This is a genomic window from Nonomuraea recticatena, assembly GCF_039533245.1.
GTDB lineage: Bacteria > Actinomycetota > Actinomycetes > Streptosporangiales > Streptosporangiaceae > Nonomuraea > Nonomuraea roseola.
The window spans coordinates 205,466-228,024 of the sequence record NZ_BAAATE010000009.1 but is presented as its reverse complement, the minus strand read 5'-3'; the positions used below and the strand labels follow the sequence as shown (position 1 = coordinate 228,024).

At 70.7% G+C, this 22,559-nt stretch carries 17 protein-coding genes; 8 read left to right on the top strand and 9 right to left on the bottom strand.

From position 1 onward, the window contains the following. Window positions 1-50: 50 nt before the first annotated feature. From ABFX50_RS20180 to ABFX50_RS20170, 3 genes are read left to right on the top strand one after another with little or no spacing between them, the layout of a single operon-like run. Window positions 51-10,871, top strand: coding sequence for a WXG100-like domain-containing protein (locus ABFX50_RS20180; protein WP_346148478.1), 10,821 nt, complete (start codon window positions 51-53; stop codon window positions 10,869-10,871). A gap of 36 nt (window positions 10,872-10,907) precedes the next feature. Beyond that, window positions 10,908-11,435 carry a hypothetical protein gene (locus tag ABFX50_RS20175; RefSeq protein ID WP_346148476.1) on the top strand — a complete coding sequence of 176 codons (528 nt, stop codon included), beginning with the start codon at window positions 10,908-10,910 and terminating at the stop codon, window positions 11,433-11,435. After that, on the top strand, window positions 11,428-12,021 hold the full coding sequence (locus tag ABFX50_RS20170; protein WP_346148474.1) for a hypothetical protein: 594 nt from the start codon (window positions 11,428-11,430) through the stop codon (window positions 12,019-12,021). The genes ABFX50_RS20175 and ABFX50_RS20170 overlap by 8 nt, the downstream gene beginning before the upstream one ends. Window positions 12,022-12,094: 73 nt before the next feature. Here ABFX50_RS20170 and ABFX50_RS20165 read toward each other — a convergent pair whose 3' ends face one another. The 7 genes from ABFX50_RS20165 to ABFX50_RS20135 form a co-directional block, all read right to left on the bottom strand. Then, on the bottom strand, window positions 12,095-12,649 hold the full coding sequence (locus ABFX50_RS20165) for a DUF3995 domain-containing protein (protein ID WP_346148472.1): 555 nt from the start codon (window positions 12,647-12,649) through the stop codon (window positions 12,095-12,097). After that, window positions 12,636-13,088: a hypothetical protein gene (locus ABFX50_RS20160; protein WP_346148469.1), complete on the bottom strand. Its 453-nt coding sequence runs from the start codon at window positions 13,086-13,088 to the stop codon at window positions 12,636-12,638. The genes ABFX50_RS20165 and ABFX50_RS20160 overlap by 14 nt, the downstream gene beginning before the upstream one ends. 121 nt (window positions 13,089-13,209) lie before the next feature. Continuing rightward, window positions 13,210-13,971 (bottom strand): alpha/beta fold hydrolase, encoded by a 762-nt coding sequence (locus ABFX50_RS20155; protein WP_346148467.1) that lies wholly within the window; start codon window positions 13,969-13,971, stop codon window positions 13,210-13,212. Continuing rightward, complete coding sequence (locus ABFX50_RS20150; protein WP_346148465.1) at window positions 13,968-14,555, bottom strand: TetR/AcrR family transcriptional regulator; 588 nt, start codon at window positions 14,553-14,555, stop codon at window positions 13,968-13,970. The genes ABFX50_RS20155 and ABFX50_RS20150 overlap by 4 nt, the downstream gene beginning before the upstream one ends. Window positions 14,556-14,628: 73 nt before the next feature. After that, window positions 14,629-15,129, bottom strand: coding sequence for a GNAT family N-acetyltransferase (locus ABFX50_RS20145; protein ID WP_346148463.1), 501 nt, complete (start codon window positions 15,127-15,129; stop codon window positions 14,629-14,631). A 248-nt stretch (window positions 15,130-15,377) separates the two neighbouring features. Next, on the bottom strand, window positions 15,378-16,199 hold the full coding sequence (locus ABFX50_RS20140; RefSeq protein ID WP_346148461.1) for an NmrA family NAD(P)-binding protein: 822 nt from the start codon (window positions 16,197-16,199) through the stop codon (window positions 15,378-15,380). Window positions 16,200-16,271: 72 nt separating this feature from the next. Next, complete coding sequence (locus ABFX50_RS20135; protein WP_346148459.1) at window positions 16,272-16,766, bottom strand: anthrone oxygenase family protein; 495 nt, start codon at window positions 16,764-16,766, stop codon at window positions 16,272-16,274. Window positions 16,767-16,868: 102 nt separating this feature from the next. Between ABFX50_RS20135 and ABFX50_RS20130 the strand changes: the two genes are divergently transcribed. The 4 genes from ABFX50_RS20130 (at window position 16,869) to ABFX50_RS20115 (ending at window position 20,164) form a co-directional block, all read left to right on the top strand. Further along, the gene (locus tag ABFX50_RS20130; protein ID WP_346148456.1) at window positions 16,869-17,807 is read left to right on the top strand and encodes a GlxA family transcriptional regulator; all 939 of its coding nucleotides are present in this window, start codon (window positions 16,869-16,871) and stop codon (window positions 17,805-17,807) included. A 58-nt stretch (window positions 17,808-17,865) separates the two neighbouring features. Further along, the gene (locus tag ABFX50_RS20125; RefSeq protein ID WP_346148454.1) at window positions 17,866-18,834 is read left to right on the top strand and encodes an AraC-like ligand-binding domain-containing protein; all 969 of its coding nucleotides are present in this window, start codon (window positions 17,866-17,868) and stop codon (window positions 18,832-18,834) included. Between the two features lie 117 nt (window positions 18,835-18,951). Continuing rightward, a complete protein-coding gene (locus ABFX50_RS20120) occupies window positions 18,952-19,344 on the top strand; it encodes a VOC family protein (protein ID WP_346148452.1) in 393 nt (130 codons plus the stop codon). A gap of 13 nt (window positions 19,345-19,357) precedes the next feature. Beyond that, window positions 19,358-20,164, top strand: a complete 807-nt coding sequence (locus tag ABFX50_RS20115; protein ID WP_346148450.1) for an alpha/beta fold hydrolase — start codon at window positions 19,358-19,360, stop codon at window positions 20,162-20,164. 5 nt (window positions 20,165-20,169) lie between these two features. Here ABFX50_RS20115 and ABFX50_RS20110 read toward each other — a convergent pair whose 3' ends face one another. Next, window positions 20,170-21,372: an FAD-dependent oxidoreductase gene (locus tag ABFX50_RS20110; protein ID WP_346148447.1), complete on the bottom strand. Its 1,203-nt coding sequence runs from the start codon at window positions 21,370-21,372 to the stop codon at window positions 20,170-20,172. A 5-nt stretch (window positions 21,373-21,377) separates the two neighbouring features. Next, window positions 21,378-21,932 (bottom strand): TetR/AcrR family transcriptional regulator, encoded by a 555-nt coding sequence (locus ABFX50_RS20105; protein ID WP_346148445.1) that lies wholly within the window; start codon window positions 21,930-21,932, stop codon window positions 21,378-21,380. A gap of 346 nt (window positions 21,933-22,278) precedes the next feature. On the opposite strand from ABFX50_RS20105, the gene ABFX50_RS20100 reads away from it, so the two are divergent. Then, window positions 22,279-22,518 carry a hypothetical protein gene (locus tag ABFX50_RS20100; RefSeq protein ID WP_346148443.1) on the top strand — a complete coding sequence of 80 codons (240 nt, stop codon included), beginning with the start codon at window positions 22,279-22,281 and terminating at the stop codon, window positions 22,516-22,518. The last annotated feature ends 41 nt before the right edge of the window (window positions 22,519-22,559 follow it).

The window sequence follows — 22,559 nt, the reverse complement described above, 5'->3', positions numbered from 1 at the left end:
CCTCCGCATCATCCATCTGCAGGCGCACGGTCGGGTCAGAACGGGGCTGCGTGGCCACGAACACGAATGCGGAAACGGCGGTACAGGCCCCGCCGGAGTCCGTCGCCGTCGTCATCGACAGGGATGTCGTGCCCGCATGGGAAATGGGCGGCCTGCCCGACTGGGTGATCCACGTGGTGATTCCACTGCTGGCGGCGGGTGAGAAGTGGCCCAAGGCCAGTGAGCACAAGCTGTCGGCCCTCGGCTGCGCGTGGGAGTCCCTCTGCAACGGCATGACGCCGCACACCGAGCCCGCGGCTGAGGCGGTCCGCTCCATCGTCACGGGCATACAGGCCCCCTCCACCGCCGACTTTCTGGGCAGGGTCAGAAACCTGTACAGCGGTCCTGGCGGCGTGGTGACAGTGCAGCAGGGCGCGAAGTCATACGCGGCGAAGGCCAGCAACTTCGCCGTCCAGACGCAGTACTCCAAGCTCTCCATCAACGTGGCGTTCTGGATCACGGTCATCGCCATCGCCATCTGGATGCTGACCGCCTTCTTCACCGCGGGCTCGACCACCACCTTCATCGGCCCCTACGCGGCGGCGGCGCGCGCGGCCATCCATCGCATCCTGGTCAGGCTGGCCGCGCTGGCGGGAAGGTCGGCCGGGACCGTCAGCCTGGCCAGGGCCACCACCCTGAGCGGCACGAGCCACTTCCTCCCCCGCCTGATCCCGTTCCTCAAGGAGGTCGTCGAGGAGGCCGGCGAAGAGGGCGTCATGGACTGGATCGCCCAGGGCCAGCAGATCAAGATGGGCACCAGGAAAGAGCGGGACTGGAAGATGACCAGCGCCGCGCTGCTCGGTGGCGCCGCCGGCGGCGCGATGGGCATGGCGGTGGCGGGACCCATCTCCCGCATGACCAGATCGGTGCCCGGCTTCACCGGCAGGGCGCTGAACACGATGCTCAGCAACATGGTCGCCTCCCCGTTCGGAAGCTTCGTCGCCAACGCGGTGGTGTACGGCCAGATCAGCAACCCGTTCTCGGTCGACTCCCTGACCGGCGCCGCGGCAGGTGCACTGGGCCGGATGAAGTCGATCAGCCCCACCAACGCGGACGTCTACACGACGCTCGCCCACCCCATCACGGCGCTCGCCACGGCCCATGACCTGGCCAGCGCGGCGGATCTGGCCCGCGCGGGCGGTGGGACGCCCGGCGGGCCGCCCTCGACCGGGCCCGACGCGCGCAGCCCCGAGGGCGGCCCGAACTCCCCCGGCTCGGCCCCGGGGACGGCTCCCGCCCCCGGGACTCCCGGCGCGGGCGCCTCCACCTCGACAACGACCAGGCCAGGCACGGGACAGACCACCCAGGAACCCGGGGAGCCGGGCAGGACCACCGGCCAGGGCGCCCCTGACACCGCAGGGTCCCGGCGCGGGTCGTCTGCCAGCGGCGACCCCACGATCGCCCCCACGCCCGACGAGATGGAGGAGCAGGAGTCAGGCGAGTCGGCGCCCACCTCAGTCTCCCCGACGACTCCTGGCGAGGCCACGTCCAGGCCGGGGTCCGCGGCCTCCGGCACCTCCGGCCAGCAGCCCTCCTCCGCCCCAGCAGGCGACCCCGCGACGCCGGGCGGCACGAACGTCGCAGGCGACCCCGCAACGCCGGGCGGCACGAACGTCGCAGGCGACCCCGCGACGCCGGGCGGCACGAGCACCTCGGGTGAGACCACCCCCTCAGGCGACACCGGCGCGACGAACGAGGAGACCAATACCGGCGAAGCGGCCACTGGTCAGGACACGGGCACCCCGCATCCCTCGCCAGGCGAGGCATCCACCGGTGACCCGTCGGCCGACGCCGGCAGCCGCACCAGTAACGAGGCCGACCCCGGCACCGGAGATCCGTCACAGTCTTCGGCCTCCGAAAACGGTCCCGCCGCGGTGAACACAGGTCCAGCGTCCGACACGGAGCTCTCCCAGGGCGCCGCGCCCGTCTACGCCACGAGAGCCAGGGAAGCCGTCTCCGCCGCGCTCGTCGAAGGGCACCCGAACGCGGTCCTCATGCCCGACGGCAGCCTGATCGTCCCCCTCCCCGGCGGGGACGCCGTCCTGCCCGCCTCCACCGTCGAGCGGGTACGGCACAAGCTCCAGGAACGGGCCAAGAACACCGACGACGTCACCCTGCGCGCCGAAGCGAACGTCATGCTCGAAGTGGAGCTGGCCACCGAGTCAGGGCAGGACGAGTTCGCCGCCTTCCTGGCCGCCACCCAGCCGGCGGGCCTTCGCGGCCACGGCGCGCTGCGGTACGCGCTGAGCAGGCTGGCACCCGCCGCCCTCGAGCAGAGCGACGGCAGCCTGCGCATGTCCGACCCCCGGGGTGACTACCTGATCACCGCGGACCTCCTCCATCGCCTCCGTCTGGCGCTCGAGGCCTCAGCTCGCGCCGGCAGCGACCCCACGATGATGCGGGTCCAGGCGCTGGCCGCGCTGGCGGAGATCATGGCGTTCAGCGCGCAGGCCGCGCCGCTCCCGCCGCCCGTCACCAGCCGTCCCGGTACGGTCACCACCGCCCCGATCGTGGGAACGGCGTTCGTCACCGGACGTTCTGACGGTTCGACCCTCTCCGACGCGGAGGTGCGCACCGCCGTCGACGAACTCCTGGCCACCGACATCCTCGACGGGGGCGTGCGCGGCTGGAGCTGGTCCAGCGACGGCACGACGCTGCTGGTGGACACCACGGCCCACGGCGTCCAGCGCTTCAGACCCGGTCACGGCCCCCTCAGCCGTCATGTGATGGCCAGGACGAAGATCGCGGGTGGCCCCAACGGCGAACACCTGGTCACGTTCAACTCGGCTGTCGCCACGGACCAGGTCGCGCGGATCTGGCTACGCCAGATCACCGACGTCCTGCAGGAGCTGAGCGCCCCCGAGAAGCAGGGCATCATCCGCACGGCGCTTCGCGGAGGCAGGAAGCAGACGGCCAACGAGAACGTGACCAGCCTGCTGAACGAGCACGCCCACCTCGCGCGCAAGTGGAGCGAGACGCCCCAGTCGCGCGAGCGTCAGCAGATCCGCGTCGATCTCGACGGCGTGGCCCGTGAGCTGCGTGCGCTGGGACACGTCCCTCCCCCGTCGCCGTGGGCTCCTGTCACGCCCACCCGGGACGTTCACACGCCAGACGCGTTGACCGTCGACGCGACCGACAACGCGGTGAGGGAGGTGATCACCGCTCTCACCAAGGCCGAAGCCGAGCTCTCCAAGCAGATCAAGAGCAAGCAGGACAGCGCGGAGAAGGCCGGCAAGGACGCGGCCGAGGCCGAGAAGGAGAGGAAGAAGCAGCTCGACACGAAGGACAGGGGCCGCAAGGCACGCGCCGCCCAGGAGGAGAAGAACATCGAGCAGCACCTCGCCAAGCAGGCGAGGGACCTGAGGATCGCGGAGGCGTACCAGGCCGCTCTGGCGAAGGCGAAGCAGACGCGGGCGGCCTACGAGGCGGTCCTCGCCACCATGGACATCGCGAAGACGGAGTCGGGCGTGCCGTCCGGCACGGCGGCCGCCGCCGCGCGCAACTCGCTGCATCTGGCGGGTGAGCTGCACGCCGAGTACCAGCAGGCGGTGAAGCAGGCGCTTCCGCAGGCGATCACTCTGTCCTCGGCCCTCCCGACCGCCACGCTGCCGCACCTGTCCAAGCTGACCGACTCCCTCAACGAGCTGCTGACGCAACACGGCGTGAACCAGCGGTTCACCCCCAGCGAGCTGAACCACATCCTCCGCGCCGACTTCCGCATGATCGTTTCGCAGGACGGCATGGTGATGCGCGTCGGCCACGGCGACAGGTCCGCCGAGCTCAAGATCAAACTGGAGCTCTCGGACCTGGTCGAGATCCTTGACCCCGACGTCAAAGCCTCCGAGATCATGCTGGGCACCATGCCGCAGGGCGGCAGGACGGGCAGGGGCACGCACGCGGGCAGCATCGGCTTCAACGGGTCGCACAAACCCGCCGCCCTCTTCGCACCCGAGGGACTCGGCACCGCCCTGCTAGAGGGGGTCGGCAGTCAGTGGGCCCCCGCCTGGCACGCCTTCCTGACCGCGGCCGACGTCGAGTTCGCCGCCTCCATGGGCCGGGGCTGGTCCCGTGACGGCAGCGCGGCCGAGTTCGCCCTGGGCGGGGCGGTGGAGGACAACAGGGGCGAGTCGATGCTGTTCGACGCCGCCGCCACCTGGAGGGTGCGGATCAGGACCGCGAGGACCGACGGCTGGCAGGACGGCGTCACGATCAGCTCGGGCAACCCGGAGGACGCCGCCTCCCAGCGCATCTGGGTCGCCCACAGCTACGCCGACCAGCCCTCCAAGGTCACGGAGACCCTCGACCCTTCGAAGCGGTCAGGCGAGGCCATGCCCGAGGGCGTCGTCAGCACCATGACCGGGCTGCACGATCTGGCCGACAGGGCCATGGCCAGGCTGGGCGAGAGTCGTACCGAGCTCGGGACCGTCGCGAGGGACCAGCTCCGGACCATGATCACGGAGGAGATGCCGAGCAGGCTCAACGAGGAGATCACCCGGGTCATCACCGACGAGACCGGCAGGCAGGTCGCCACGGTGACGGCGAGGTCCAGGATCAAGGTGACCTCCGCCGTCATGATCGGAGGGCGCAGCGCCGACCACTGGATGGAGCGGCTGCGCATCGCCTTCTCCGCTGCCGCCGGCGGTGGCGGGTACAACGGTTCTCTCGGTGGGTCGGTCAGCGCGTCGCTCGCCGCCCTCCTCGGCTTCGGGCTGAAGCTGAAGGGCGGGCGTGGAGTCTCCAGGTCAGCTTCAGGGTTCGTGAACGACCAGGCGATCCACCCGAGCGTCCATCGCGTCACCGATCCCACCCAGGGCTACCAGGTCGAGGTGGAAACCGAGATCGTCATCCAGCCCGTCGGCGACACGCGGCCGCTGCGGGCGGTCAAGGGCAAGCACGAGGCGCTGATAAGGCTGCCCGAGCAGGACGCCTTCGACATCGGCCTGCCGGTCGCGCGGGAGGCGCTGGTCACGGACAAGGACGGCAACCTCGTCCTGGACGCCGAGGGCGTCCCCCTGTTCAAGGTCGACTCGCTCACGGACCCGCCTGCCGACCGAAAGGCGGAGCTCCCGGTGTTCCTGGGCGACGAGGAATGGCAGATGAAGGGCGCTGGGCCCGCCCTGGTCCAACGCATCAAGGGCATGGGCGACGTCGCGCAGCAGGTGGTGGCCAAGCTCGGCGCGCTCGGCGTGGTCCCCACCTTCACCCCTGAGGGCCCGCAGTTCTCGAGCAACGAGCAGGAGCGGGCCACCCAGGTGTCGAACCTGCGCCAGGTGCTCGAGCAACTCACGCCCGAGCGACTGGAGGCCGGCTACGACCTGGCGGCGCAGGGCGGCATCTCGATCGACCTGACCCGATACAAGGCCAACGGAAAGCCTGAGCATTACACGGTGCGGATCAAGGTCGAGCAGGATTTCGAGAACGCGAAGTATCTCCGGCGCAAACGAGGACTGGCCGTGGTCAACCTCGACATCGGCTCCGACACCGGGGGGCGCGCCGGCAGCCGGACGTGGAACGTCAACGGTGAAGCGTCGAACGGTGATCTCAAGGTTGCCCCAGAGGAGGGCGAGGACGGATTCAAGGCCGAGGCCGGTCTTTCGGCCAAGGGCGCTCTGTCGCAGACCGCCGGTTCGAGCAGCGCCACGACGTTCAACCGCGTGGCACTGGTGGAGAGCGACGGCGAGGTCGCGCTGTTCATGGTTCCTCACGAGGTGACTGTGGAGATCATCCGCGACGGAGTGGTCGTGGGCTCACCGGTGAAGGCGGGGGGCAGCGCCCAGCTGGTGTTCTCGACCGAACTGCTCCCTCGGGCCGACGGGCAGGCCAGGGCGGAGCACAAGATCAGCAAGGAGACGATCGCGAAGCTGCTCCCGTTCGCGACGACGGTCCACACGGACGCGTCCGGCGTGCTCAAGGCCGGTTCGCAGGTCGCACCCACCCTCATGGAAGCCGGCGCTCTCTCCTCCCACCATCTCACCGCCGCCGCCAATGTGCGCGGCCTCCTCGCGCACATGGAATGGCTCCTGAACCAGTACGCGACAGGTCTGGCCGTCCTGCCCCAGGGGCCGCAGCCGACGGTGGGCGGGCTGGCGATCTCCGGCGAGTTCCTCTCGGGCAAGGTTCTGGACATCGCGAAGCTGGTGTTCGGCGACATCGGTCTCGCACTGGCCAGCGCGGGAATCTCGGTCAGCGGCAACCGGAGTCACGGGTTCGGCGTGTCCCCCAGCATGGCTGACCTCGACGACGACGGGAAGTCGAGCGACGGCGCCTCCGGTGGCTACTCCCGTTCGGCCAACAGGTCCGTGGGGGCGAGCGTCCTCGACATCTACGGCGTCGAGCTGCTCACCATCCTGCTGGGCGGCCACTACCCGATCGTCACGGAGACCGAGTTCACGGTCTCAGGGACCGAGGGCACACCCAACCCCCTGGCGCCGGGCACCGTCTCCGCCGGCGAGCCCCAGCAGCAGCGCGTGAAGGCCTACAGCCTCATGTTCGTCCCCGAATACCACATGTTGCGGATGTACGCCGAGGGTGAGCGGACCCTGTCACTGGCGGACGTGGGTGACGCGGTGGAGAGGTTCGTCAACGGGAACCTCACTCTCGACCGGTCCCTCGCGACCTCGCTGCTCCAGCAGTACCTGGCCGACCTGAAGAAGGCACGCGACGCCGGTGAGGACGTCACTTTCGCCGACGAGCACACGCCGCATGCACTGAAGGAGGCGTTGAGCAAGGTCGAAGGCCTGGAGAACATCGCGAAGGAGACCGACCACAAGGGCCGGACCCCCGAGGAGATGCTCGACCGTGCGCTCAGCCGTGCGCAGCAGGTGACGGACGAGCTGAGCGACGTCGAGGTGGCCCCGCACTACGTGGGCAAGATGGGGCTCAGCGGCGTGGAGTCCCTCACCTTGACGGAGCCCGGCACCACGCGGCAGGGCGACGAGAAGCCGGCCGTCGCGATGCTGGACGCGGTCCGCGGCGCCATCGACACGGTCGCGCCTGGAACGCTCGCCGACCCTGTGCTCAGCCGCAGCATCAGCGGCGACTTCGCGATCGACCGCCTCGAGGGGCAGCTCGACGCCATGCTCAGCGAGCAGGGATTCTCCAAGGGCTACCCGACGGTGGTCGATCCGGAGACGGGGCGCGCCGAGCTGGTCGTCGTCCGCGCACGGCTGGAGCCGAAGGGCCCGCCCGAAAGGGCCAAGCTGATCGGCCACAACTCGGAGGCAGGCCTCATCCGGCAGCTCTACGGCTATCTGGAAACGGCGATGTCCCGCTCCTTCGGCTCCTCCCACGGCTTCAACGTGGAAGGTTCGAGCAGCGACGCGACGGACGGCGGCAGGTTGGGGCTCAGCACCGACAGGTCACGCTCCTTCTTCGCGGGCGTAACCAAGCAGCTCACCCGGATGCAGCGCTTCAGCATGTTCGGCGGCCTCGATCGGGTGCAGCAGGAGTTCACTCTTAACATCACGGTGGAGACCGTCCCGCTCAGGTCGGGCACGGTCAGGTCGGCCACTCGGCGCAAGGTGGACCTGGTCAGGGGCAGGCCCCGGCGCTCTGTTCCCGTCACCCTCGACGCCACGATGGTCAGGCTGCTGCCGAAGGGCATGACCAAGCACAGGATCGAGGGAGAGAGCGACCCCGTGCCGGCCGTGACGGACCCTCGGCGCGTCCAGCTGCCCGAGAAGATCATGGTGAGCTCGGTCGGAGATCACCCGAATCATCGACGCAACCTTCACGATGCGGTCCTCGACCTCATCGAGAAGCGCTCCCCGCAGCCGCTCAGCCCGGAGGAGAGGCTCGAGCTGGAATCCAGGCTCTCGCCCAACTCGATCGCCAGCCGCTTCCCCCATCTGGCCGGAGAGGGCGGCTTCGACCTGATCCGCCGCGCCTACAAGGGCCTCAGGAACCAGGGCGAGGACGTTCGGGTCGAGGCTCATCTCTCGGACATGCAGGTGCTCACCACCCCGTTCGAGGCGGAGCTCGGCGAGGTCCACAGGGACATGACCACCACGAGTCAGGGGGTCGGCCGTGGCCATATCCTCCCCCTCGGCGTCTCCGGGGGTCACTCCGACGCGGGCAGTGGACTCTCAGGTGGAGCCTCGGTCGGAGAGCAGGCCTCCGAAGGCATCACCGACGTCGGCGGGCGCAGGATCGAGGCCAGCGAGTTCATGAGGGGCAAGGTGGTGCTCGTCCGCTTCCGCGTGGACTACGACCTGACCCATCAACGCGTGGCGCGCCTTCCCGACGGCAACACGAAGCCGGTCGGCGACGCGGTCAGGCAGCAGTCCGCCGCCACCGGGACGATAGACGTGGCCATGTTCGAAGCCGACCTCAAGATGATCCAGGCCAGGCAGGAGCTGGGGCACGGCGTCCGCTGGGACTTCGACAACGACGGCACGCCGAGGTTCCGCTTCGTTCCGAAGGTCGGCGAGGTGGGCCTGGCGCAGCAGCTCGCCACCGCCAGGGCTGAGGCCAGGGACAAGGGCGAGCTCGCCTTCGTGAACGTCACGGAGCACGGCAAGAAGTACAGCTTCCTGGCGGCGCCCGACGGCTCTCTGCACAGCCTTCAGCCCGACGGCGGCTTCGCGCAGGAACTCGCCACGCTGCCGCCGGCCGTTCTCGACGCGGCCATGGATCCCCGCGTCGACCTGAACACGATCTTCATGGACTCGCTGGTGCCCGGCACCTTCACCGACCGGGTGAAGGCCGCGCTGGCGGACCTGGGCATCGACATCCCTCCGGGCCCTCCCGTGTGGGAGGTCCCGGTCGCCTCGACCGAGGATGCCGGCAACGGGGGCCAGGCGGCCACCTCGCCTGCGGCCGTGGGTGGCGCCCCTGCGGGGGGCGCCGGCGTGACGTCGCCCGCGCTGCCCGGCACCCCCTTCGACGCGCACGCCAGGGCGGCGGACCAGCCCCTGACCATGTCGGAGGTGGTCGGCCAGGACGTCGCGCCCGAGGACTTCGGCGGCGCGGCTCCCAGGCTGACCTGGACGAACGCGGAAGGCGTACCGATCACGCCGGAGACCGCGGGCGCTGTGGGCGACCACGCGATCCTGATCGTGTCCCAGGCGGACGGCGACCAGTACATGCGCGTGGCGGTGGCCGAGCCCGGCGACGGGCTGCTCGGCCTCACCGATCTTCGCTCGGGCACACCCGACGACCCGCACCTCACCTGGATCGCCCCGGGAACCGGCCCGCTCGTGCTCTCGTCGGTCCTGGTGCACGAGATCTCACACGTCGCCCAGTCGGGCGCGGCGGCTTCCGCGGGAGCGCCCCAGGGCGTCGTGAGAGCCGCGCTGTCCGAGTCCGAGCAGGCGGAGGGCACCGACCTCTGCCTCGTCCCGCGCCTCAACGAGCACAGTCATCTGTCGCGCAAGTGGCAGGAGGCGAGTGACCAGGCCACACAGCTCGGCCTCGCCGACGCCATCGACGCGATCGCTGCGGACATCACCGAGCGCGGGCACACCCCGCCCGTACCTCCTTGGGGCTCAGGACCGAGAGCGGCGCAGGCGGCGCCGGAAAGGATCTCCATCGCTCAGCTGCTCGGCCCTGGGGAGCCGTCGACCGGCGGCAAGCGGGCGGTCGGCGCGCTGTCGACCAAGCCGAAGGCGCTGCGGCGGCTCGCAAGGGCCGCAGGGGTGACGGAGATCGCGCCGACCGATCAGCCGCACGTGTTCACGGTCAGCACGGGCGACTCCTCTTTCACGGTCGTGCTGACCGAGACGGCCGCCCCCGGCTCCTTCCCGAGCGGGAGGGACCTGGCGATCGGTGTCTCGTACGGTGCCAACCCGATGAGCGCGGAAGCAGACACCGCCGGCATGATCGCGGGGCACGTCGCCCAGACGGCGGGCCGTCCACCTGGCAGCCTGATGCGGCCGGGCCCCGCACCCACGAACCTCCTGGCGGAGACGCCCGTCTTCGGTGTCGACGACGCCGTGAAGTTCGCCAGGCTCCGCAGCCTCGCCGACACGCTCAGCGAGGCCTCGCTCCTCATGCGCCCCGAGATCGACGCCTACTTCAGAGCCGAGATCAAGGCCGCGGGGCTGACCCCGGGGACCCAGGGCGCGACGGCCAGGCTGCTGGCCGCCGCCAGGGCGGGCCAGCTGTCCCCCGGCCACGTCGAGGCGATCCAGGGGCCGTCCGCAACGCTTCCGGAACTCGCGACCGCCCAGGCGATCGACAGGGTGGCCACCACCATGGAGGCGGGCATCCGCCAGCACGGCAGGGGCCTGTTCGACCTCCAGCTGTACGGCAGGCCGCCTCTGCCGGTCCACATCGTCTCCGGCGGCCAGGGCGGCGCGTCGGTCAGGGACGGCGTACTCGTCTACGAGATCGACAGCCGCCTCTCGATCGGCGCCAACGAGCGGGCTGTGGCCTCGGCAGTGGCCGGAGCCCTGGCCGAGGCGCTCGGCAAGCCTCGTACGCCCACGGTCCTGTCCGGCGACCCGAACGCCGCAGAGCTGGCCGTGAGCGACTACCGCGCACTCGCCGAGTTCAGCGAGGCCGTACGGCAGGTGGCCACGGCCACGCGGCAGCAGCGAACCAGCAGGGTGCGCGTCGCCGAGGAGATCGCCCAGCGGCTGGGTCTGACCGGCACCAGGACCGGGGGCCCCGGGTACGCGGTGAACGACACCTTCCACGAACTGCTGGTCGAGCTGGCACACGGCCGGCGCCACACCAGCCGGCTGCACGACTTCCTGGAGCGCGGTCGCCAGCTCAGCAACGCCACAGGAGGCTGGTTCCCTCCCGAGGAGGAGGACGAGAAGCACAAGGACAAGAAGAAGGACGAGAACGAGGGCGGGACGACACCCGCCGACGCCCAGAAGGCGGTCTGATCAGGCATGATGGGCACTTCCGAGGAGAGGACGGCTATGGCGTTCGCGGTCGCACGGACAAGGGACGAGGCGCATCTCTACCTCGACCTGCATCCGTGCAAGCGATGCGGTTCGGTGGAGACGACCTGGGACAGGGCGCTGGTCAGCGTGAACGGCGAGCTCGCCGAGCGCTACGCGGGCGCCTGTGAGGACTGCGGGGAGGCCAGGGAGTTCCTGTTCGGCCTGCCCCAGAAGCCGGTCATGCCCGTGGGGTACCCCACGTTCGGCGGCCAGGAGCCTTCCGAGCTCATCGACGCGGGCGAATGGCTGTGGGTGGCGGACCTGAGCGCGGGCAACGTGCCGACCGGCGACAGCAAGGAGGCGCACCGCACGCTGTCGGTGGCCGCCGCGGCGGTCGAGGAGGTCGTCAAGTTCATCCCGCCAGGTGAGGAGGAGGTGCCCGACGACGGGTTCTGGTCCGAGCGCGGCCGGCAGATGCGCACGGCCGAACCCGGACGCTTCCAGCTGGACCGGCTCCTGATCGTCCGCGACACCTATCGTGACCTCGCGGCGCGTCATGCCTGACTTCCTCGACGGCTCGTCCTGGCCGGAGGCGCCCTACGGCGAGGGCCCTGCCCGTTCGCTCGTCGAGGCCTACGTCCACCTCGACCTGGCCGTGCTCGGCGAGCAGCCCGGCGCGGCCGAGCGTGCCGTCAGGACCGAGGAGGAGAACGGCTGGCGGGTCAGGCTCGACGACGCCGAGGTGTTCGTCCCCTACGAGGCGGAACTCGAGGCTCGGAGGGAGGAGCTGACGTTCGGCTCGGGCCTCTCCCAACTGATCGACCCAGGCCAGTGGGTGCTGCTGGGTGCCACGTACGCGCGCAGGGCGATCGACGCGGCGCTCTTCTTCGCCGCCGACCCCACCTCCGACGACGAGTACACGGCCATCGTGACGGACTGGCGCTTCGCCGCCGACGCGGTCGCCGAGGCGCTGAAGTTCCTGCCGGACGGCGCCGACCGGCTGCCGGCCGGCTTCTTCTGGACCGACCTGGGCAGGGCGGCGTTCGAGCGCGAGCCCGAACGCTTCACGCAGGCCAGGATGGAAGACGACCTGGCCTTCTACCGCAAGGGCCTCGACGACTTCGTGCGCCTGCACGCCGAACCCGAATGATCCCCAGCTGGTCCACTGGCCTCCACCCGTCCTCCTCGAGCCCGGCCTCGGCCGCTTCGGGCCGGAGGGAAGGTCAGCCGCGGTGGTGGCCGTGTGAGTCCTGACGTTCTTGCGCTGAGGCGTGCGGGCCGCGCCGGTACAGCCGCCATCCGGCCGTGGCCCAGCACACCCCCCAGAGCAGGAAGAACGGCGACCACAGCAGCAGGTCCCAGCGTGCCAGGGTGCGGGCCAGCGCGGCGTGCTCCACCGGCGGCGGGCGGACCCCGGTCAGCACCAGCGCGTCGCCGACGAAGCCGAACCCCACCACCCCGATCGACCGGGTGATCATGAAGATCCCCAGCGTCCAGGTGATCGTGAGCAGCAGCCGGCGCGGGACTCTCGCGCCCCAGGGCCGTACGGTGGCCAGCGCGACGAGGACACCGACCACCGCGGCTCCGGCCAGCACCCAGTGGCTCGCCACGAACAAGGGGTCACGGGCGAGCAGCTGTTCGCGCAGATGCGGGGGCAGCGGGTCCTTGTCGGCCAGCGCGTTGGCTCCCAGCGCCTGGGCGAGCTTCATCGAGCCGTAGGCCACGGCGCACGCCGCCGCCCCGTACGCGCCCGCCCGCGCCCGATCAGTGCGCGACACGTCTCGTCGCCGTCGCGTAGGACCGGATCATCTCCAGGAACAGTGCGATCACCAGGATTCCGAGGACTCCGTGGTACCACTGCCAGCCCACACCGATGCCGACGAACGCGTCCAGGATCATGATCCCCGCGCCGCCGCCGACGGCCAGCAGCATCCCGGCCAGCACGAGCAGCATCAACGTCCTCGGCACCCTGCGCCCCAGGGCCGTGACCGTGGCGATGGCGACGCACGCGCCCACCAGGCCGGACGCGGTCGCGAACCACTGCGCGGTGGCCGCGTCCATGAAGTAGCTTCCGGTCTCGGCGGCCGACACGGGCGGACCGCCGGGGAACCCGAGCCTGGCCTGCAGGGCGAAGGCGGCCTTCCCCGCGGCGTAGCCGAGGAACAGCACCGTCACCGCGTAGGCAGGCCACCGCCGTGGGCGATCAGAATCAACCATGACTGCGACGGTAGAAGCCGCACGCCGGGCAGCACTCCCCCTCGAAGGGGAAGAGCCTCCCCTCCCAGGGGGAGCGGGCCGACACGTCCGTTCAGACCACAGCGGCGGCGCGAGGGCCTGGTCAGCCGCGTTTCAGGAAGGCCAGCGTGTCGCGGGCGAAGCGCTTGTCGGTGAACGTGCGGCTGTGGCTGCGGCCCTGGTAGACGATGAGCCGCGCGTCGGGGATGCCCTCGACCGTCTGCCTGGCGAGCTCCACCGGGTAGACGATGTCCTCGCCGCCCTGGACCAGCAGTGTGGGCGCCCTGATGTCGCTCAGCCGTCCGCGCAGGTCGAAGCCGTCCTCCGCGTTGAGCATGGTGACGGCGTCGGTGTGGTCGGCGCCTCCGCCGTCGGACAGCCACAGCAGGGCCGCCAGCAGCCGTCTGCCGATCGCCGACTCGGTGACCACCTCGGCCAGCGCGGGGCTCGGCCGCCTCCCCTGTCGCGCGCGTTCGATGTAGGCGCGTTGGGCCCTTCTGCCGACGGGGCCCAGGGTGGCGGCCGTCCCTCCGAGTGCCAGGCGGTCGACGAGGTGGGGATGGTCGGCGGCCAGTTGCAGGGCGACGGACCCGCCGGTGGAGATGGCCAGCACCTTCACCGGGTCCTCGAACGTCGTCTCGATCGCTCCGGCGTAGACGGCGGCGAGCTCGGCCATCGTCGTGGCCGGCGGCAGCCCTGGCGGACGGATGACGACGTGCACGGTGAAGTGCTCGGCGAACGGCCTCAGCATGCGCGTCATGGACCAGCGCGCCGGCCCTTCCGGGTCGGCCGCCCGTGGCGTGTAGAGCAGGACGACCAGCGGCGGCCCCTGCCCGATGGACAGGTGCGGCAGGCCGTTCATCATGAGGTCAGCCCTTCGGCCACGGCGTCGATCAGGCGCTCCATCACCGCGGGGTAGAGGTCGGCGCCCAGATGGCCGGCGTGCAGCGGAGTCAGCAGAACCGCCCTGAGCACGCCGAGCAGCACGTGAGGGTCTCCGTCCAGCCGTTCGCCGAGGAAGGCCACCAGGTCGGCCATCGGGCCGCCCCCCGCCGCGGCCATCCGCTCGGGGGTGAGCCTGGCGGCGACCGCCTCCATCTCCTCGGGGTGGGACATCAGTCGCCGGTAGAGCGGGTTGGTGTCGAGCTCGCGGACGGTGGCCCGCAGGAAGCGGCGCAGCGCGTCACGGGTGTCGGCGCCCTGGTGCAGCCCTTCGCCGATGACGCGTCGGCGCACCTCCTCGTTCTGCCGCAGCGCCGCCTCGAAGTAGAGGTCCTCCTTGCAGGTGAAGAAGGCGTAGAAGGAGGTCTTGGCGATGCCGGCGGGGGCGGTCAGCTCGTCGAGGGAGGTCTTGCGCAGGCCCTGCGTGGAGAAGAGGTGGGTCGCGGTGGCGAGCAGTTGCTCGGTGATCCGCGCCCGCTCCGCTTCGGAGAACGCCGGTGGCATCATATCTCCATATGAACAGATTGGTTTTTCGTTCATACTAGCGCCGCGCGAAGCGGAGCGGAGGCACGATGCGGGGTCAGCGGGTCCTGCGGTAGCGGACCATCGGCCCGAGCAGCCCCTCGACCGTCTCGAAGGGGGTCATGCCCAGGCGTTCGACGACAGCGACGGACGCGGTGTTGCCTTCGTCCACCTCGGCCAGCACCTCGGGCAGGCCCAGGATGGTCAACGCGTGGTCGACCACCGCTCGCGCCGCCTCGGTCGCGTAGCCCTGCCCCCATGCGGTCGGCGCCAGGCTGTAGACCACCTCGAGCCCGAGCTCCTCCAGCAGGCGCAGCCCGGCCGTCCCGACCAGCTCGGCCCCCTCGCGCCGCCTGACGGTCCAGAGGCCGTATCCCGAGGTGGCGAAGTCCTGCTCGCTCGACTTGATGATCTCCGCGATCTCCTCGGACGACAGGACCGCCCCGTCGAACAGGAACCGCCGTACGTCGGGCGCGGTCCAGTGAGCCCGCAGCTCGGCCAGGTCACCCGGACGCACAGGACGAAGCACCAGCCGCTCGGTAGCCAGAACGTCGTTCATCCACCCGACCGTAGCCACCGCCGAGCGGCGCAGCACTCCGTTTTCGGCTCGCCACGAGCGCACCGGCCACGGACAGGGTCAACTGGTCGGGACGCGTCAGCGGCTGCCCGCGCTGAGAGGACGAGGGGACGATGGGGGGCTCGTCGTCGCCACCTGGGGGGCGCCAGCCAGGTCTCGTGAAGGGGCGGCGCGGGCCCTCTCGGGAGCCCGCGCCGCCCCTTCACAGAGGGCATTCACATGGTCGGCGGTCAGGCGCGGAACTTGTCGGCGTTCTCGGTCGCCCACTGGGCGAAGGTGCGTCCAGGCCGGCCGGTGACCTTCTCGAAGGTGGGCATCACGGTGTAGGGCCCCCACGGCAGGTCGCCGAAGACCATGAACTTGAACGCGATCATCTCCTCCGACATGCCCGCCGCCAGCATCTCCGCCCTGGCCTGCTCACGGGTCAGCTCGACGAGGCGGATCTCACGGCCTGTGGCCTCGGAGATGAGGCGCAGCTTCTCGGGGATGTCCAGCAGCTCGGGGCCGGTCAGCCAGTAGCTCTCCCCCGCGTGGCCGTCCTCGGTCAGCGCCGTGACGATGACCGCGGCGATGTCGGCCTCGTGGATCATCGCGGTCTTGGTGGCGGCGAACGGCTCGCGCACCTCGCCGCTCTCGCGGATCGGCTGCGCCCAGTCGAGCGCGTTCGCCATGAACTCCGTGGGCTGCACGAGCGTCCACTCCAGCGAGCTGGCCTGCACGGCCGGCTCCAGCGGGCCGTCGTCCCACGCGCTCAGCACCGTCACCCTGCGCACCCCGGAGGCGACCGCGAGGTCGACGATCTCCTTGCCGTTCTGGAGCACCGCCAGGTCGTCCCCCCCGCAGTTGATCAGGTGCGCCGCGGTGACGCCTTCGAAGGCGGCCGTCAGGCTCGCGGTCACGGTCAGATCGCCGGCCACGATCTCGACGCCCTCGGGGAAGCTCGCCCTCCCCGGGTTCCTGGTGAGGGCGCGCACGCGCTCGCCTCGCTCGACGAGCTGCTCGACGACGTGGCGGCCGACGGTCCCTGTGGCACCGGTCACGAGGATGGTCATGTGGATCTCCTTCACACCTTGCGGGGCTGTGAGAACCACATTAGGAGGCAATGCGGAAAGGTACGTTCCGCGTTAGCGCGATCGGCCGTGGAGAATCAACGCCCAGACGAAGCAGCCGAACGAGCCGGTGGCGGCGATGGCGCGGACGATGTTCCAGGTGGTCCAGCGCGCCTCGAACGCCTCCCTGACGGCGGCCAGGTCGGCGATCCCCGCGGGGTCGCCCGCCTTGGCGAGCTGGTCGTTCAGCGGCACGTTGACGCCGCTGGTGACGGCGAACATCACCAGATAGAGCACGGAGCCGGCGATGATCCAGGGCAGGGCGGGGCTCCTCCCTCCCCTCCAGTGCAGGATCACGGCGGCCACCATGACCACGACCCCGCCCATGAACAAGATCATGAAGAGTGGGTTGAGGATGGCCACATTGATGTGCTGCATCGCCTCGACGAGGGTGCGGTCGCTGCTCCTCTTCAGGCCGGGCATCACCGCGTAGGCGAAGGCGGCGAACAGCCCTGCCATGAGCCCGGCGCTGAGCGTCGACAGGATGAGGGCGATGGCGCGAAGTTTCAAGCGAGTCTCCGGTTCATGGTGTGGCGGGGGCCGTACAGGCTACTGCCGGGTCCAGAGGCCGGCGGCAGCGGTGCTGCGGGCGAAGCCCCTATCGTGGCTTGCGTGCCAAAGTTCCGATCGGTCGCCGCCTACGCCCCGCAGGGAGTGACCGCCCTCGGACTGGGCATCGTGAACGAGATCTTCAACCGCTCCGGCTTCGACTTCGCCATCTGCGCCGAGCGGCCCGGCACCCTGCGTACCGACCTCGGCCTGCCCCTGCCCGTCGAGCATGGCCTCGACGTGCTCGCCCGCGCCGACCTGGTCCTGGCTCTGCCTGGCATGGACTTCCGCGCCGATCCGCCGCAGGCCGTCCTCGCCGCCTTCCGCGACGCGCACGCGAGGGGGGCGTTGATCGCCGCCCACTGTGTCGGCACATTCCTGCCCGCGGCCGCCGGGCTGCTCGACGACCTGGAGGCCACCACCCACTGGCGCTTCGCCACCGACCTGGCCGCCCGCCATCCGGCCGTGCGGGTCCGTCCGGAGTCCCTCTACATCGACCAGGGCAGGCTCATCACCGGCGCGGGCGCCGTGGCGGGCATCGACCTGTGTCTCTACCTGATCCGCCGTGAGCACGGCGCCGCGACCGCCAACCAGATCGCCCGCGACCTGGTGACCACGCCCTACCGCAGCGGCGGTCAGCTGCAGTACCTGCCCGCCCCCGTCGCGGACGACGGTGACGACGAGCGGCTCTCCGAGGTGATCGCCTGGGCCAGGGCGAACCTGGACCGGCGGATCTCCGTCGACGACCTCGCCGCCCGCGCCCTGATGAGCCGCCGCTCCTTCGCCCGCCGTTTCAAGGCCGCCACCGGCGCGACCCCGCACGCCTGGCTGCTGGCCCAGCGCCTGAACCTGGCCGAGGAGCTGCTGGAGACCACCGACCTGCCGGTCGAGAACATCGCCCACCACGTCGGGTACGGCAGCGCCGCCGTCTTCAGGGAGCAGTTCGCGCTGCGCCGAGGCGTGCCGCCCCGCGACTACCGCAGGGCCTTCAAGCAAGGCTGACGCGCGGCGAGAGCGTCGCTACCATCGGCTGGAGCAGCCTCAACGGAGGGCGACGACGATGGCCGTCCTGATCCGCACGCGTGACGTGCCCGCCGCACGCAGGCATGACGCGTGGCGAAGCATCGTCTGCGACACGCTCGGCCCCCTCGACCTGCGGATCGACCCCGACGCGCCGCTGCGGGGCGAGATCGACGCGGGGCAGCTCGGCCCCGTGGGCGTCGGCAGGGTGCGCACCTCCACCCCGCACAGCGTTCACCGGACGCCGGGCCTGATCCGCCGCGACAGCCCCGCGCTCTACCGGGTGGTGCTGGCCATGTCAGGAGAGCTGGCCCTGACGCAGGACGGCAGGTCCGCGCAGCTCGAACGCGGGCAGTTCGCCATCTACGACTTCGGCAGGCCGTACGAGCTGGCCTACCGCTCGGCCGTGCACCTGGCCGTCTTCAGCCTTCCGCACGAGATGCTGGCCATGCCCTTCGACTCCGTCGCGAAGCTGACCGCTGTCCCGATCGCGACGGACGGCGGCAGCGGCGCCCTGGCCGCGCCACTGCTCCGCAGGGTCGCTCTCGACCTGGAGACCTACCAGCCCGCCAGCGCGGCCCGGCTCTCCACCGTCGTCATGGACCTGATCACCACGGCCGTCGCCGAGCGGGCCGACAGGGCCGAGAGCCTGTCCGCCGAGTCGCAGTCGCGCATGCTGCTGCTGAACATCCACTCCTTCATCGAGGAGCACCTGGGTCTGCCCGATCTCGATCCTGGAACCGTCGCCGCCGCCCACCATGTCTCCTTACGCCAGCTGCACCGGCTGTTCGAGACGCAGAACACGACCGTGGCCGCGTGGATCCGTCACCGACGGCTCGAACGCTGCCGCAAGGACCTGGCCGACCCCGCCTTCCACCGCGTCTCGGTGAGCTCGATCGCCTCCAGGTGGGGGCTCGCCGACTCGGCCCACTTCAGCCGGCTGTTCCGGCACACCTACGGCATGCCGCCGGCCGAGTACCGCCGCTCCTGCCTCATGCCACAGGCCTGAGAGGCGTGGCGCGCACAGTCAATCGGCGGGCACGGGAAGACAAGCTTCGCGGGCGCCGGATCGACAGACTAAAGGTGTTCGCCGGCACCGGCGAACCCCCTCGGAAAGGATCCAGCGATGTCCTACACCCTCTTCGTGAACCTGCCGGTCAAGGACCTGAGCCGCTCGAAGGACTTCTTCACCGCGCTCGGCCTCACCCACTTCGGCGCGAGCGAGGACATGGCCTCCGTCGTGATCAGCGAGCAGACCCAGGTCATGCTCCTGACCGAGCCCACGTTCGCCGGCTACTCCAGGACCGAGGTCGCCGACCCCACCAAGACCACCCAGACGATCCTCGTCCTGGGCCTGGAGAACCCCCAGCAGGTCGACGAGCTGGTCGACAAGGCGATAGCGGCGGGCGCCGAGCCCGTCGGCGAGCCGGTGAACGACGGCTTCCGCTACCAGCGCGGCTTCGCCGACCTCGACGGCCACCACTGGGCGGCCCTGTGCCTGGCGACCCCCGCGGGCTGAGGGCGCGCGCGTGATGACCGGACCCGTGTCCCGCACGGCGACGTCGGCCGACGGCACCCGCATCGCGTTCGACCGATCAGGCTCGGGACCGGCGGTCGTCCTGGTGCACGGCGCTTTCACCGACAGGAGGCACCCCACCCTGTACGGCGTGGCGGCGGCCCTGGCCCCGTGGTTCACCGTGTTCAACTACGACCGTCGTGGCCGGGGAGCCAGCGGCGACACCCCGCCCTACGCCGTGCACCGGGAGATCGAGGACCTGGCCGCCGTCATCGAGGCGGCGGGCGGGTCGGCCATGGTCTTCGGCGGATCCTCCGGCGCCGCCCTGGCGCTGGAGGCGACGGCCCGCGACCCGGCCATCTCCAAGCTCGCCGTCTGGGAGCCTCCGTACCACGTCGACGAGAGCGCGCCCTGCCTGCCGGACGACTTCGCCGCACAACTGGAGGCGCTGGTCGGGCAGGGGCGGCGCGCGGAGGCCGTCGAACGGTTCATGGTCGAGGCCGCCGAGGTCCCTGTGGAGGCGGTGACCGCGATGCGGGCCGACCCGTCCTGGCCCGAGCTGGAAGCGGTCGCCCACACCCTGGCGTACGAGGCCGCCGTCATGGGGCCGGGCAACGCCCTGCCGGCGGGGCTGCTGGGGGCGATCAACCGGCCCACCCTCGTGCTGAACGGCGAGCGCAGTCCCGCGTGGATGACCAGCGCGGGAAGGGCCGTCGCGAAGCGCGTGCCAGGGGCGCTCCACCGCGTGCTGGAGGGCCAGACGCACAACGTGTCCGCTCAGGCCCTCGCCCCTGAGCTGCTGGAGTTCTTCGTCGCCGCCTGACGACGTCAGAGGGAGACGTGTTCGGGGCGTACGCCCATGCCGATGAAGCGGCCCATGAGGTGGCGCAGCGGCGGCAGCGCCCTGAACGCGGTGAAGATCGGCGGCACGTGCTCGGTCGTGTCGTCGGTCAGGTCCTTGGGGTACAGGTCACGCAGGATGCCGAGCTGGAAGGCCTGGGTCACCTTCGCGGCGCGCTGCCTGCGCGACTGGACCGCCGCCAGGTCGGCCTCGCCCGGCACACCGGGTCGCAGGAGGACAGGGCCGAGCAGGTTGGCGGTGGCGACCGCGTCCTGCACCGCCAGGTTGATGCCCACGCCGCCCGCCGGCGACATGGCGTGGGCGGCGTCACCGATGCACAGCAGGCCGGGCCTGTGCCACCGCGGCAGCCGGTCGACCCTCACCGTCAGCTGGTGCACCCGGTCCCAGCTGTCGATCAGCTCGACGCGGTCACGCAGGACGGGGGCCAGGCCCGCGATCTGCTCCCTGAAGGCGGGCAGGCCCGCCTCCTCGATCCCCGCGAACGCCGCCGCCGGGATCGCGTAGGCCAGCTGCCAGTACTCGCCCCTGTCGATGGAGATCAGCGCCCCCTTGCCGCCCTGGAAGAAGGGCACCTGGTCGTCCTGCCGCCGGGGCAGGTGGAACCACAGCACGTCCATGGGAGGTGAGCCGGCCACGGGCTCCAGGCCGGCGCTCGCGCGGATCGTGGAGTGCCGGCCGTCCGCGGCGATCACCAGGTCGGCCCGCACCTCGACCGGCCCCTCCGCGGTGGTCGCCAGCACGCCGACGGCGCGCCCCTCCTCCGTGATCTGCGCTGTCGCCTCGGTGCTGCGCAGCAGGCGGAAGGACGGGTACGCCTCCGCCTTGCCCGCCAGGAAGTCGAGCACGTCCCACTGCGGCATGAAGGCGATGTAGGGGCAGCGCACCTTCAGCCTGCTGAAGTCCGCGAAGGTGACGGCCTTGCCGCCCAGGTTCACGGTGACGTCGGACATCCTGGTGTGCGGCAGGCGAAGGAACTCCTCGATCCAGCCCAGCTCGGCGATCAGCTCCAGCGTGGAGGGGTGGACGGTGTCGCCCCTGAAGTCCCTGAGGAAGTCGGCGTGCTTCTCCAGCACGATCACCTCGACTCCTTGGCGGGCCAGCAGCAGGCCGGCCATCATCCCGGCGGGGCCGCCGCCGACGACGCAGCATCTGGTGGTCTCGGTTCGCACGTGTCTCACCTTTCGTGGGGGAAGAGCAGCTCGACGAGGCGTGCGACGTCGAGGGGGGATCCGGTCCTCCGGCTGACGGCCACGGTGGCGAAGAGCGTCCTGGCCGCCGTGGCCGTGTCGTGGGGACGAAGCTCGCCCTCCGCGACACGCGCGGCCAGAAAGTCGCCGATCAGCCGCTGGCCCTCGCCCACCAGCTCCGCCAGCGCCGCGCGCGCCTGCGTGGCGCCGAAGAACACCGCCATGAGGTCGGCGTTGTCGGCGAGCAGCGCGTCGAAGGCGCCCAGCAGCTCGGTCAGCACCTCGACGGCCGGCCGTCCACGGTGGTCGGCCGTCAGGAGCTCGCGCAGCCGCGGCAGGAACCCCCGCTCGGACAGCAGGGTCGTGACCAGGGCCTCCTTGCTCTCGAAGTAGCGGTACAGCAGCCCCGGCGTCACCCCCGCCGCTTCGGCGATGTCCTTGACCGACGCGCCGTCCACGCCCTTGGCCGCGAACACCTTCAGCGCCGCGTCGAGCAGTTGCTCGCGCCGCCACTCGGCCTGTTCCCTTCGCGTCTTCATCATCAGCCCATCCATTGAATAAACGTTTACTCAAACAATAGGCGATCACGAAAACCGTCGCAACGGGGGCATCCCGCGCGGCTTCAACCGCGCCGCACGCGAGGCTAGGCTCGGATGTGTCGGAACGTAAGCGTGAAGGGATCGGATCATCAGCAGCGACTCCTATCCCCCGCACGAGGAACGGCCGCCGCGCCGCCGCGTTACCGAGGCCGCGATCCTGAGCACCCGCGACCAGAGCCGCGCCGACGTCGTCCAGTGGACCTGCCCGCACGGTCAGCACGCCGGACGCGGCTGCGTCACCTGCTACCACGCCTCGGCCGAGGCCGACCCCTCGCTGCCGCTGTGGGATGTGGCCGCGTGGTTCACCACGGCGAGGCCGATCCCGATCAGGGCGCTGCAGGACGTGCACCGTCACGACAGGGGCCTGGCGCTCACCCAGCCGTCGACCCCGCTCGTCTACCTGCTGAGCGGCCAGGTGAGAGCCGCCCTGGGCGCGGAGGCGGTGGCGGGCGTGGTCGGGTTCCTGCTGCAGAACCGTCACATCGTCGACGAGTTCACCGTGACGGAGATCCGCGCCGTCCACTTCTGACCTTCGGGGGCGGTGGCGACGGTAGCCGTCCGGCCGCGGTT